This is a genomic window from Priestia sp. 3CA3 (assembly GCF_056836725.1).
Genome location: NZ_JBXENJ010000007.1, coordinates 78670 through 91475 on the forward strand (window position 1 = coordinate 78670; position 12806 = coordinate 91475).

Below are 12806 nucleotides of genomic sequence, written 5' to 3' on the forward strand. Positions count from 1 at the left end.
CGAATCGCTCCTTCTACAAAGAATGCTATACGTTTCTTTGTTTGTATAGTAAATAAATGAAGTATGGTGCGCCAATTGCAGCTGTAAATACACCTGCTGGCACTTCGATTGGCAAGAAGAATGTTCGGCCAATTAAATCTGCTGCTGTGATTAAAATCGCTCCGATTAGTGCCGATAGCGGTATTAAAGCGCCGAATGACGAACCTACAAGCTTTCGGGCAATATGTGGAGCAAGTAACCCTACAAAGCTAATTCCACCGGCAAATGCAACGGCGCTCCCGGTTAAAGCTGTGCTCATCAGCAATAGTGCCAATCGATTTTTTTGAACGCGACTTCCAACGTTAGTCGCAATTTCTTCACCTAATTCTTGAACATTTAAATTTCGAATCATTAAAATCGTAATTATAACCAGCCCTGCAGTAACTGGAACTAGTACGGAAACACTGGCCCAATTTGAACCATACACCGTTCCGGTAATCCAAATATTTGCCTGGCTAGCGCGGTAGATAGGACCCATAATCATAAACAGCGTGGTCATAGCTTTCGTTAACGCTGTTAATCCAATTCCTATTAATACTAGTGTAATAGGAGAGACACCATTTTTCCAGGCAAACACATAAAGTAAAAGCGCCACTGCCACGGCACCTAAAAATGCGCTAACAGGCATCCAATTAATACTTACGGTTAACGAGTTGCTTTTATCACTAAATAGTGTCAAAAATAACACTACACCAACTGACGCTCCTCCTGTTAATCCAATTAAGTCTGGTGAAGCAAGCGGATTTCTCACAAGCCCCTGCAAGATAGCGCCCGCAATAGCTAGACAAATACCAGCACAAATGGCAACAATAATACGCGGCAGTCTAAAAGATGTAACAACTAATCGTTCAAACTCCAACCCATGACCCGCTAAAATTTTAATTACACGAAATGGATTAATAAATAAGTCACCCGTACCTGCACTTAACAAAAAGAGTGCAACAAGGACAGCTGAAAATCCGGTAATGATTAGAGCAGCTTTTATATTAACTAAAAATGAAATTCTCTTTAAGCGAAGAGATAAGTATGTTTTCATGACGTCTTCGCCCCTTTCCTTGCCATATAGATAAAGAAAGGTGTACCAATAACAGCAGTCATGACTCCAACAGGGATTTCTTGAGGCATAATGACGTACCTTGCGCCAACATCAGCTAATAAAATTAAAATCCCGCCGACAACCGCACTATAAGGAAATACCCAGCGATAATCTTGTCCTACGATTGCTCTTACAACGTGAGGAACAATGATTCCTACAAAGCTAATGGGACCGGCTACTGCAACGGCTCCCCCCGCTAAAATCGCAATAATGATGCCGCTTATAATTTTGACAAGAGCTGTTCTTTGACCCAATCCTTTGGCTACGTCTTCACCAATCGTTAAAATATTAATTTTTGAAGCGATAAAAAAAGTAACAATAATTGCTGGCACTACATAAGGCAGTATGCCATACAACATTTCAACCTTGCGTCCTTGCACAGACCCTGCCAGCCAAAAGAGGACTTGATCAAGCGAAGATTCATCCACAGCTAACAGTCCTTGTGTTAAAGAAGAGAAAAAGGCTGCAATAGCCGCTCCTGCGAGCGTCAGTTTGATAGGCGTTAGCCCTTCTTTTCCAATGGACCCAAGAAAATAGACAACCACTACGGTTAGTGCCGCTCCTACAAATGCAATCCATGTAAAAGCTTGAAGTGAATTGACCGAAAAAATCATCACTGCAACAACAATAAAAAAGCTGGCCCCAGCGTTCACACCGATAATATCCGGTGAAGCAAGTGGGTTTTTCGTTAACGCCTGCATCATTGCTCCTGCAATTCCTAAACAAATACCTACCACAGCACCGATTATAGCGCGCGGCAATCGAATATTTTGAATAACTATGTGCTCATTCGAACCGTTAAACGCTTGAAAAGCTTCAAATGCTGTTTTGATACTTGTATCTGTGTATCCGAGTACGATACTTAATCCAATACAGATTAAAAGCAGCATGATTCCAATGATGAGCCCCATTACTTTCATTTGAACACTGCGTAGCATCATTTTCATTGCTCTCCTCTAAGATGATTCCTATATATATCTAACCTTTAGTTTAGGAAACATTGAAAAAAGTGTCAATGATTTTGAGAATCATTTTCAATTTTTAATTGACACCGCTTAAAAGTTAGAATATTATCTTAATTGTTAATGAAAATCATTATCACTTACGAGGGGGAAAAGATGTGAATACATATTCTAAAGGCAAGTTGTCATATTTGTTGTCCATTCTTACCATTATGACACTGCTTGTGCTGGCAGCCTGCGGTAATTCAAACGGCGCTGATAGCGATAAAAAAGAAAAAACTGAGGGTTCTGGCGAAACTTACACAGTAAAACACGCAATGGATAAAACCGATATTAAAGGAACGCCTAAACGAGTGGTTGTTTTAACGAACGAAGGTACTGAAGCTCTTCTTGCAATGGGTGTAAAGCCTGTGGGCGCTGTTCAATCATGGTTAGGAAACCCGTGGTATGACCATATTAAAGGTCAGATGAAAGGCGTTAAAAGTGTGGGTACAGAAAGCGAGCCAAGCTTAGAAGCAATCGCTGCTTTAAAGCCTGACTTGATTATCGGAAATAAAATGCGACAAGAAAAAGTATACGATCAGCTTAGTCAAATTGCTCCGACTGTATTCTCTCAGGAGCTGCGCGGAGATTGGAAATCAAACTTTAAGCTATATGCAAAAGCTGTAAACAAAGAAGAAAAAGGTAAAGAAGTATTAGCTGACTATGACAATCGCGTAGCAGATTTAAAGAAACGCCTTGGAGATCAGTTAAAACAAAAAATCTCAGTTGTACGCTTTACAGCTGGAGACGTTCGTATCTATCATAAAGATTCATTCTCAGGTGTTATTTTAGATCAGCTTGGATTTGCTCGCCCTGAGTCTCAAGACAAGGATGATTTTGCTGAAATGAATGCAACAAAAGAACGCATTCCGGCAATGGACGGCGATCAGCTATTTTACTTCTCTTATGAAACGGGAGACGGTGAAGCAACAAAGCTTGAAAAAGAATGGATAAACGATCCTCTCTTTAAAAAGCTAAAAGTGGCTCAAGAAAATCATGTTCATAAAGTAGATGACGCTACTTGGAATACAGCAGGCGGTGTGTTAGCAGCTAATATCGTCCTTGATGATATTGAAAAAATCTTCTTAGATAAAAAACAATAATAATATGAAAGAAAGAGCTTCGACGAATCGAAGCTCTTTCTTTCATGTATAATGTATTTCCTTTCATCGCACACTAACCGTGGTCTCACTTTATTAAATAGGAGTGGTGAAAATGAATTCAAAAAAACAGCCTAAAAAGCAGCCAGATACAAATGAAATGGCTGACCGTCAGTTCGAAACAGAAGATTATAACCGACAAGATGCACTCCCACAAGGTCTAGCAGAAACACATGAGCAAATAAGCGACGCCTATCAAGAAGGATCATTTGAAGATACAGATCGTTAATAAAAAAAGAGCTGACTCTAAGTCAGCTCTTTTTTATTTTGAATGCTGCCATGCCGTTTTAGGCAATGACATGGACATCCACTGCTGGCGCTTTGATTTATCAATCGTCACTTTCTTTGCTTTAATTCCTTGTTGAATCAGCTGTTTCATTAGTTTATCAATTGACTTCATCGCTATTCACCTCAAAAGCGGAAATTTGTCTTGCTTCTACTCTTTTACTTTTTTGCGCTTAAACTTCATAAAAAACTCATAGACAATTGGAACGATAATGAGCGTAAGCAGCGTAGAACTTGTTAGTCCTCCAATCACGGTAACCCCTAGCCCTTTTGAGATAAGGCCTCCACCTTCAAATCCAAAAGCTAATGGAAGCAGTGCACCAATCGTTGCAATAGCTGTCATTAAGATCGGGCGAAGACGTGTCATTCCAGCTTCTAGTAAAGCTTCACGCGTTGAAAGACCCTCTTGCTCTTTATGAATCACGCGGTCAATCAGAACAATCGCATTGGTTACCACAATTCCAACCAACATAAGAGCTCCAATCATCGAAGAAATACTAATCGTTTCCCCAGAGATTAAAAGTGCCACTAGCGCACCAATGAGTGTAAATGGAAGTGAGAATAAGATAGCAAATGGCGCTAAACCTCCACCAAATGTCAGTACAAGTACGAAGTACACGATACCAATGGCTGCGAGCATGGCAATTCCTAATTGACTAAATGAGTCATTAATTTGCTCTGATGCTCCGCCAAAGTTAATGTCCATATCACTTGGCAAATCAATTTTCTTCACTTCTTTTTGGACGTTAGAAGAAACACCGCCTACATCGTCACTCTTAATATCGGCACTTACCTCTGCATAAATTTTATTATCACGGCGAGTTACCGTATTCGACGTTTTACCTTTTTTAATATCGACAACTTCATTTAATGTAACTTCCTGTCCAGTTTGAGAGGTCACTTTTGTGCTTGAAAGTTCGGCAAAAGTAGAGAAATCCTCTTTTTCTTTTGGAAGGTATACGTTAATTTCGTTTCCGTCTTTTTGGATAGTTGTTAATACTTCACGCTGTCCAAGGTTGGAAATTTGCATTCCGATTTGACTAGCAGACAAGCCGAGTTCAGCGGCTTTCTTTTGGTTCGGTACTAGCGTATATTCATCAAACGTATCTGAAAGCGTAGAATCGACATTTTTCAGTTCTTTATGCTGTTCTAAAACGCGCTGAACTTTGTCAGCATAAGGTTTGATTTCGTCTAAGCTATCTCCGTAAATAAGGACGTTTAATGAATTATTGCTGCCGCTAGACGCCGTATTCATGGAGCCCCATTCACCTTGATTCGCTTGTTTATTAAGAGCTTTTAATACTTTATCCTGCTCTTTATCAAAGTTTTGTGTATCCTCGTCATATTGCACAAATGTTAAAACGTTATTTTTGCTTCCCGGATTAAAAGAGTTACCTTCACCGAACGAATACTGAACCGTTTTGACACCATCTCGCTTCATCAAGTACGCTTCTGCGCGATTCGCTGCTTTTTCCACGTCGCTTTGAGACTGTCCGGCTTTCGGTGTATACGTAAGCGTCAGCGTTTTTTCTTGATCGGATGATAAAAAGCTAACCCCAATAGAAGGAACTAAAAATAAACTTCCTACTAACAGTAGTACGGCTAATCCAAAGGAAATAAGCTTATGGTTTAGCGTCCAGTTCAAAATTCGCTTATATCCGTGCGCTAGTTTGCTTGGCTTTTCTTCTTTGACTTTTACATTTGTTTTAAATAACGAATGAGCAAGCATTGGCACGAGTGTTACCGCTACTAGCAGTGATGCTAACAGTGCAAAAACAACCGTTAACGCAAACGGTAAGAATAGCTCTCCTACCGGTCCTTCTACGAGACCTAACGGTAAGAATACGGCCACGGTTACGACTGTAGAAGAAAAAATTGGAACAAACATTTCTTTCGTCGCCGCGACAATTAAATCTTTTCCTGTAAGCTTTTCTTCCTGATAAGCCATGCGGCGGTAAATATTTTCAATAACGACAATGGAATCATCTACAACCCTTCCGATGGCTACAGTCATCGCTCCAAGCGTCATAATATTTAAAGAGATATCCATTGATTTGAGCGCCAAAATGGCGATTAATAGCGAAAGTGGAATTGAAATAACGGCAATAATCGTTGAACGAATATCACGTAAAAATAAAAGAATAATAATAACCGCAAAGACCGCACCGATAATAGCTTTATTTAGCATCGTATGAACAGAATCTTCAATCGGTTTACCTTGATCAAAAATATTGTCAACGTGAAGGTCTTTATTTTTCTTTTCTAGGCTATTCATTTTTTCTTTAATATCATTTACAACATTTACTGTGTTCGCATCCTTCGCTTTGACAACTTGTACAGCAATTGAAGGTTTTCCGTTCGTGCGAGAAATGGATTCTGCTTTCCCCGTCACTTTAACATCCGCAATTTCTTTTAATTTCACAGTTGGAATCGAAGCTGCGGACGGCGCCTGCTGCACGGCTCCTTGTGTTTGCTGCTGGCTCATTCCTTGTTGCTGACCTTGAGCAGCTCCTTGACTAGGCACAGCTGGAATCTCTAAGTTTTCCAAATCTTTTTCTGTTGTCATCTTTCCGTCTACCACAACAGATTTTTGAGATCCATCCATCGTATACGTACCAGCCGGCACTTTTGCATCGGATGCTTGGATCAGCTTTTTCACCGTATCTTCATCGAGTCCCAGCTGCTTGAGCTTGTCTTGTTTGAATACAAGTTCTGCTTCTTCAACTTGTTCTCCTGACACGCTGACCGAAGAAATGCCTTGCACTTTTTCAACTTGTGGAACAACGGTATTTTTTACATACTTCGTTAAGTCTTCTAATGATTTTTTATCATCTGAAACACTTAATGAAATAATCGGAAAATCACTGATGCTTTGTCTTGAAACATTTGGTTCCTCTACATCATCTGGCAGATCCACGTTTGAAAGAGCTCGTCTGACTTCGTCTTCTGCCTTCTCCATATTTTTACTAAAGCCATATTCAACTTGAATGGTAGCCATATTTTCATAAGAAGACGAGCTAACTGTGTCAACGCCGCTCAGTCCCTGAAGCTTTTGTTCAATTGGCTTACTCACCTTGTCTGCCACTTGTTCCGGAGTGGCGCCCGGATAAGTTGCACTGACTGTTACAACAGGCGTTGATATATCAGGAATAGTCTCTAGCTTCATATTAAATCCTGAATACAGCCCTGCAATAATGACAAAGAGTGTTAACAGCCATACTGCAAATTTATTTTTCAATGAAAATTTAATAAACTTCCCCAATGCATATCCTCCTTCAAATATATGTATACTAATAAAATTGACTGATCGGTCACAACAACTTAAAATATAAATGACTAACTGGTCAGTGTCAACCCTAAGCAGTCTCTCTCCTAATATGTTCATAATAAAGACATATTTACGATAAATCTTTTTTAGAGGAACTGACTCCCGTTCTTAACTTTGATATATACCTTTATCTTTTTTAGTGTATGATACTATTATCTAACGAAATGAATGGTCAAATTGTTCAATAAAGGAGGTAGAATACTTGAAAGAAAAAGAAAAAAGAATAATTGAAGCTTCGATTAAGCTTTTTGCAAAAAAAGGATTTAATGCTACCTCTGTGCAAGAAATTGTAGATGAATGCAACATTTCAAAAGGTGCATTTTACCTGCACTTCAAATCTAAGGATGCACTTTTATTATCAATTCTAAACTTTTACTATGAAAAGCTCTTTAGCTCTGTTTATGCTCTCGACGAGGAAGTAAACGATGCCCGCAGCCGCTATATGAATCAGCTCATCTATTTCTATGAATTTATTACAGAGCACAGAGATTTTATTATCATGCAAATCCGTGAAAAATCGATTCCATTTAACAAAGAAGTGGAGACCTTTGTTCATAAAATGCAGCGAGAAACGTTTTACTTTCATCGCAAAAGCCTCGTTAGCGTATACGGAGAAGACGTAACTCCTTATATCTCCGATTTAACGAAAATGATTGAAGGTATTCATCATTCCTTTTTAGAAATTATTATCTTCAATCAATACGAGCTTACCTTTAAAGAAGTCGCGCAGTACATAATGGAACGAGTTGATGTATTAGTAGAAGATTTATTAGCTAGAAAACCTCGTCCCCTTATTCCCGCTTCTTTTGGTGAAGATATATACGGAAAGGAACGAACGACTTTTCTAAGTAAAAATGAGCAGGTAAAACAAGCTCTTGAGGAAATTAAACATCTGCTAGACACCAGTGATCATATTTCTGATGAACACGCAGACAGCTTTCACATTTTACAAACGGAGCTAAAAAAAGATAAGCCTACCGCTGCTATTGTAAAAGGCATGGTTGGAAATTTAACGGAACTTAAACCGTTGGAAGAACCGCTTAATCTTTTAACAGCTTTACTCCAACAAAAATAACAGAAGGCTTGAAGCCTTCTGTTATTTTTCTGCTTTTGAACTAGATACTCCCCCAGATAACACGAACTTCATTGCTTCTTCCGGCTTAATATCTAACCATTCAATTTCTTCTTTTGGAATCAAAAAAGTAAAACCGGCTACTTGAAAAGTTTGTGGAACATAGACAGCGACATGGTCTTTTAACGAGTGAATAACCTCTTCTACTTCTTCAGAGGTCACAAACCCTATGACTTTCATTGACGTGCCGGGCATTGGCACTAAAGCTACTTTTGAAAAAGACTTTTTCTCTCCAAGAAAAGATTGAAATGTATCTTTAATGACACTATATAGCGTTTTAACAAGCGGTATTTTTTCTAACAATCGATCAATTAAGTTAATAATTTTCCCAGCGAAAAAACGGGTAGATAACCACCCTAAGAACGTAATTAAGACAAGCGTTGCTAAGATTCCAATACCAGGTATATAATCCTGCTTCATATAGGGCTTCAATACGTTCCCTAAAATGCTGTCTAAAAAATTAAATACTCTTACCAAAATATAAATAACAAGGATAATAGGGACAATCGTTAAGAGTCCATTGATAAAACTTTTTATGATTGCTTTCATGCAAACACCTCATTTTTCCTGACATACTGCTGTTCATTATACAATGGATTTGTTTTGCTGCGTCTTTTTATTTCTATTCACATACGTATAAACTAGCGACGTTTTATCAAAATAATAGATGGGTACATGAACATACATACTTATATATTTATTTTTTCGGAGGGATACAATTGGGACGTTTAGAATCAAAAATTGCTGTTATTACAGGGTCAAGCTCTGGTATAGGAAAAGCAACTGCTGAGCGCTTTGCGAAAGAAGGAGCGGTTGTTATTTGTGCCGATATTAATTTGGACAGGGTAAAAAAAGTAGCAAAAGAAATTAAAGACGCTGGCGGTGAAGCATACGCCTACTATATCGATGTAGCTGAAGAAGAAAAAGTAAAAGAGTTCACAGCGGAAATTGAAAAGAAATTTGGAAAAGTGGATATTCTTTTTAATAATGCGGGGACAGACACAGAAGGCGGCAAGCTTCACGAATACCCTGTAGAACTTTGGGATCGCTTAATGTCGGTAGATTTACGTGGAACATTTCTTGTAAGCAAATACGTTATTCCGCTGATGTTAGAAAATGGCGGGTCGATTATTAATAATTCATCCGTATCCGGACTGGCAGCAGACTTAGACCGTTCTGGCTATAACGCGGCGAAAGGTGCTATTACCAACTTAACAAGAACCATGGCAATTGACTACGCTCGTGAAGGTATTCGCGTTAACTCAATTGCTCCTGGAACAATTGAAACGCCTCTTCTTGATGATTTATCAGGCGCTGAAGAAGGAAAAAAATTCAGAAAAGCATATGAATGGGTCGATCCCATGGGCCGTTTAGGCAAACCAGAAGAAGTAGCCGGTGCCGTATTATTTTTAGCATCCGATGACAGCTCATATGTAACGGGTGACTGCATTACGGTAGATGGCGGTCATATGGCGTATACATGGCCTGGAAAAATGCTTTACGATAAAATGTGAGAATACAATTAGCTCTATACCTTAATGTATAGAGCTTTTCCGTTTGCATTTTTTCTTTAAAATAGACGTGACATTATGTCAAGACAGGTGTAAACTTAAAGCAAAATTCTTTGCTTCTAGGAGGAAGACATGAAAACAAAACAATTATCAGAACGTCAGCTTCTTGGCATCGCAGGGCTAGGATGGCTCTTCGATGCAATGGATGTTGGCATTTTGTCTTTTATCATTGCAGCTCTTCACGCTGAATGGGGACTTTCCCCTACTGAAATGAGTTGGATAGGCAGCGTTAACTCGATCGGGATGGCCGTTGGAGCTCTCGTGTTCGGGCTGCTGGCTGATCGAATTGGGCGAAAAACCGTTTTTATTGTGACTCTTGTTCTTTTTTCAGTGGCAAGCGGACTTTCGGCTCTTACTACTACCCTTGCTGCTTTTTTAGTATTTCGATTTTTAATTGGAATGGGTTTAGGAGGAGAGCTGCCTGTTGCTTCTACCCTTGTGTCTGAGACCGTGGCGCCGGAAAAACGCGGTAAAGTGGTCGTCTTGTTAGAAAGTTTTTGGGCGTTCGGCTGGCTACTGGCAGCGCTTATTTCTTACTTTGTAATCCCAGCTTACGGGTGGCAGCTAGCTCTTATCCTAACGGCTATACCAGCATTTTATGCCATTTATTTGCGCATCAAACTGCCAGATTCTCCTCAATTTTTAGAGGCGACAAAGGAAAAGAAACCGTCTATTGCGGACAATGTAAGAAGCGTGTGGTCTAAGCCTTATCGTCAATCTACCGTTATGCTGTGGGTTCTGTGGTTTTGCGTTGTATTTTCATATTACGGCATGTTTTTATGGCTACCTAGCGTCATGGTCATTAAAGGATTTAGCTTAATCAAAAGCTTTGAATATGTATTGATTATGACATTAGCTCAACTGCCTGGCTATTATACGGCTGCTTGGTTTATTGAACGCATGGGCCGAAAATTCGTATTGGTCACATATCTGTTAGGTACGGCTGCCAGCGCATATATCTTCGGAAATGCAGAGTCACTTTGGCTGCTGCTAACAGCAGGTATGCTGTTGTCTTTCTTCAACTTAGGCGCTTGGGGAGCTTTATACGCGTATACACCTGAGCAATATCCGACATCTATTCGAGGCACAGGGGCTGGAATGGCAGCTTCTTTTGGACGAATTGGAGGAATTTTAGGACCGCTGTTAGTTGGGTATATGTCAACCCAAGGTGCGTCTTTAACGATTACGTTCTCCATCTTTTGTGCAGCTATTTTAATCGGTGTTGGTTCGGTTGTTTTTCTAGGAAAAGAAACCAAACAAAAGCAGCTCGCATAAAAAAAAGACGCTCTTTTAGAGCGTCTTTTTTTTTGCTTATTATTTATTTTCTACTAGCTCTTTTTCGCCTGTATCTACTTCCACGTCACGCTGAGCGAATACTTTCTTGGCTACGCTTAAAGCATTTAACACGCGAGGGAAACCCGTATATGGAATTAATTGAATGATGCTCTCCACAATCTCATTCGGCTCTAGTCCAGCTGTTAAACCTGTGTTTAAATGCAGCTCAAGCTGAGGCTCTGTACCCTGAGTAACCAATGACGAAATGGTAACTAAAGCTCGCTGCTTATTCGTTAAACCTGGTCGTGAATAAATGTCTCCATAGGCAAATTCAATAATATATTTCCCAACGTCAGGAGCTAGGTCTTTTAAGTCTTCCGTAATTTTTAAATGAGTCGAAATATCATCGTTACTCGTTAACGTATATTCCATTAATTTATCTAAACCTTTTTGATAACTATTTTGTGCCATGTAAAATCAGCCTCCGTATTTTTTACTGACACCGCGCGGAATCAATGTTTGTTTTCGTGTATGTTTTCTACACTATCTACTTTAACGCACATTCTTTCTTTCGTAAAATACATATATTCAATACAACATATGCATTTTATCTATATAAAACAGAATGCTGTTCATTCATATAGTGAAGGAATTGTTTAGAGGCATATGAAATATATTTATCTTTTTTTAAAATCAATCCTAAATCCCATGAAATTGAAGGATTGGTAATAGGAATTGCTTTTACAACAGCAGAATCCACTTTTGCTGCAATGGACTGTGGAAAGATAGATACACCTAAGTTTTCCGCAATCATTTCACCAATAAAATCCCATTGAGAGCTCTCGTAAGCTACGTTAGGTTCAAATCCTGCTTGTTGACACGCCTGAATAAGCCGGTCGTGAAGCGTAAAATCTTCATTAAATAAAATAAATTTCTCTTGGGCTAGTTCATTAATTTCCACATGAGTTTTAGAGGCCAAAGGATGAGAATGGTGAACATATAAAAGCATTTTTTCAGAGATAAAAGGATTAATATCAAAAAGATGTTCATTTACTGGAAGCACCGCTACACCTAAGTCTAACTCTCCTTTTTCTACTGCTTTTTGAACACGATTGGCTCCGTATTCAATAAGTTTAATTGTGATATCTGGATAGAGCTGCTGAAACCCTTTAATAATCTTTGGAAAGAACAGGACTCCAATCAATGGAGGAATTCCAATTTTAATCATGCCTTTTTTCAGATTCATCACATCATATAGATAAGTCGATAGCTCATCAATGGATGCCATAACTTTTTGTCCTTGCGCATACACAACTTCCCCGGCATCCGTTAAATCAATCTGTCTTGCGGACCGATCAATTAATTCTACTTCCAATTCTTCTTCTAAGTTTTTCACCATTTTGCTCAAGGTCGGCTGTGAAATATGAAGACTTTGAGATGCTTTAGTAAAGCTCCTTAATTTAGCGACTTCTAAAAAATAATTAAGCTGACGAATATCCATCTCTGCTCCTCCTATAGATAAAGCGAATATATTTTATCTTATTTATTCATTTTACCTATTATTTTTTAAGATATACAGATAAAAAATATAAAGAAAAGATGGACACATAATAAATCAATTTACTCTAAATAAGGACAAATGGGATAAAGGCGCTAGTATGGACCGCTTGTGACACGGCTGTTGATTTCCGTGCAAGGCTTCGCTTTCCGCGGGCGGGCGCTGAGCCTCCTCGTCACTTGCGCTCCTGCGGGGTCTCACCTGTTCCGCTTTTCCCGCAGGAGTCTTCGCCTTGCCCTCCAATCAACACCTAAAAGCTACTACATGCACGAAACCTACGCTTACCATAACATCAAAAAATCCGAACGATTTATCGTTCGGATATACCTTCACCTAAAATACTTTTGTCCTGTCCTTT

Annotated in this window: 12 protein-coding genes and 1 pseudogene; 5 read left to right on the top strand and 8 right to left on the bottom strand. The window is 39.1% G+C overall.

What is annotated here, in order from left to right; all coding sequences use genetic code 11:
• Positions 1 to 25 precede the first annotated feature (25 nt).
• Complete coding sequence (locus AC1VNJ_RS18905; protein ID WP_028412081.1) at positions 26 to 1075, bottom strand: FecCD family ABC transporter permease; 1050 nt, start codon at positions 1073 to 1075, stop codon at positions 26 to 28.
• Positions 1072 to 2076, bottom strand: coding sequence for a FecCD family ABC transporter permease (locus AC1VNJ_RS18910; RefSeq protein ID WP_028412080.1), 1005 nt, complete (start codon positions 2074 to 2076; stop codon positions 1072 to 1074). Before AC1VNJ_RS18910 ends, AC1VNJ_RS18905 begins: the two co-directional genes overlap by 4 nt.
• Positions 2077 to 2255: 179 nt before the next feature.
• On the opposite strand from AC1VNJ_RS18910, the gene AC1VNJ_RS18915 reads away from it, so the two are divergent.
• The gene (locus AC1VNJ_RS18915) at positions 2256 to 3242 is read left to right on the top strand and encodes an ABC transporter substrate-binding protein (RefSeq protein ID WP_080974295.1); all 987 of its coding nucleotides are present in this window, start codon (positions 2256 to 2258) and stop codon (positions 3240 to 3242) included.
• 112 nt (positions 3243 to 3354) lie between these two features.
• Complete coding sequence (locus AC1VNJ_RS18920) at positions 3355 to 3528, top strand: YozQ family protein (RefSeq protein WP_482641177.1); 174 nt, start codon at positions 3355 to 3357, stop codon at positions 3526 to 3528.
• 33 nt (positions 3529 to 3561) lie between these two features.
• Here the strand turns inward: AC1VNJ_RS18920 and AC1VNJ_RS18925 are convergent, their stop codons facing one another.
• Positions 3562 to 3699: a hypothetical protein gene (locus AC1VNJ_RS18925; protein WP_014457868.1), complete on the bottom strand. Its 138-nt coding sequence runs from the start codon at positions 3697 to 3699 to the stop codon at positions 3562 to 3564.
• Positions 3700 to 3735: 36 nt separating this feature from the next.
• Entirely contained in the window at positions 3736 to 6846 is a 3111-nt protein-coding gene (locus tag AC1VNJ_RS18930) for an efflux RND transporter permease subunit (RefSeq protein ID WP_482641178.1), read from the bottom strand.
• Between the two features lie 268 nt (positions 6847 to 7114).
• Between AC1VNJ_RS18930 and AC1VNJ_RS18935 the strand changes: the two genes are divergently transcribed.
• Positions 7115 to 7987, top strand: a complete 873-nt coding sequence (locus AC1VNJ_RS18935) for a TetR/AcrR family transcriptional regulator (RefSeq protein ID WP_028412077.1) — start codon at positions 7115 to 7117, stop codon at positions 7985 to 7987.
• 21 nt (positions 7988 to 8008) lie between these two features.
• Here AC1VNJ_RS18935 and AC1VNJ_RS18940 read toward each other — a convergent pair whose 3' ends face one another.
• Positions 8009 to 8593 carry a DUF502 domain-containing protein gene (locus AC1VNJ_RS18940; protein WP_028412076.1) on the bottom strand — a complete coding sequence of 195 codons (585 nt, stop codon included), beginning with the start codon at positions 8591 to 8593 and terminating at the stop codon, positions 8009 to 8011.
• 170 nt (positions 8594 to 8763) lie between these two features.
• On the opposite strand from AC1VNJ_RS18940, the gene AC1VNJ_RS18945 reads away from it, so the two are divergent.
• Both AC1VNJ_RS18945 and AC1VNJ_RS18950 read left to right on the top strand, forming a co-directional pair.
• Positions 8764 to 9558 carry an SDR family oxidoreductase gene (locus tag AC1VNJ_RS18945; RefSeq protein ID WP_482641179.1) on the top strand — a complete coding sequence of 265 codons (795 nt, stop codon included), beginning with the start codon at positions 8764 to 8766 and terminating at the stop codon, positions 9556 to 9558.
• A 129-nt stretch (positions 9559 to 9687) separates the two neighbouring features.
• On the top strand, positions 9688 to 10890 hold the full coding sequence (locus AC1VNJ_RS18950; protein ID WP_033580435.1) for an MFS transporter: 1203 nt from the start codon (positions 9688 to 9690) through the stop codon (positions 10888 to 10890).
• Between the two features lie 39 nt (positions 10891 to 10929).
• Here the strand turns inward: AC1VNJ_RS18950 and AC1VNJ_RS18955 are convergent, their stop codons facing one another.
• The 3 genes and pseudogenes from AC1VNJ_RS18955 to AC1VNJ_RS18965 all read right to left on the bottom strand — a co-directional run bounded on the left by AC1VNJ_RS18955 (position 10930) and on the right by AC1VNJ_RS18965 (position 12695).
• The gene (locus AC1VNJ_RS18955; RefSeq protein ID WP_033580434.1) at positions 10930 to 11361 is read right to left on the bottom strand and encodes a carboxymuconolactone decarboxylase family protein; all 432 of its coding nucleotides are present in this window, start codon (positions 11359 to 11361) and stop codon (positions 10930 to 10932) included.
• A 136-nt stretch (positions 11362 to 11497) separates the two neighbouring features.
• Entirely contained in the window at positions 11498 to 12391 is an 894-nt protein-coding gene (locus AC1VNJ_RS18960; protein ID WP_033580433.1) for a LysR family transcriptional regulator, read from the bottom strand.
• Positions 12392 to 12515: 124 nt separating this feature from the next.
• Positions 12516 to 12695: pseudogene (locus AC1VNJ_RS18965) on the bottom strand (hypothetical protein).
• Positions 12696 to 12806: the final 111 nt, after the last annotated feature.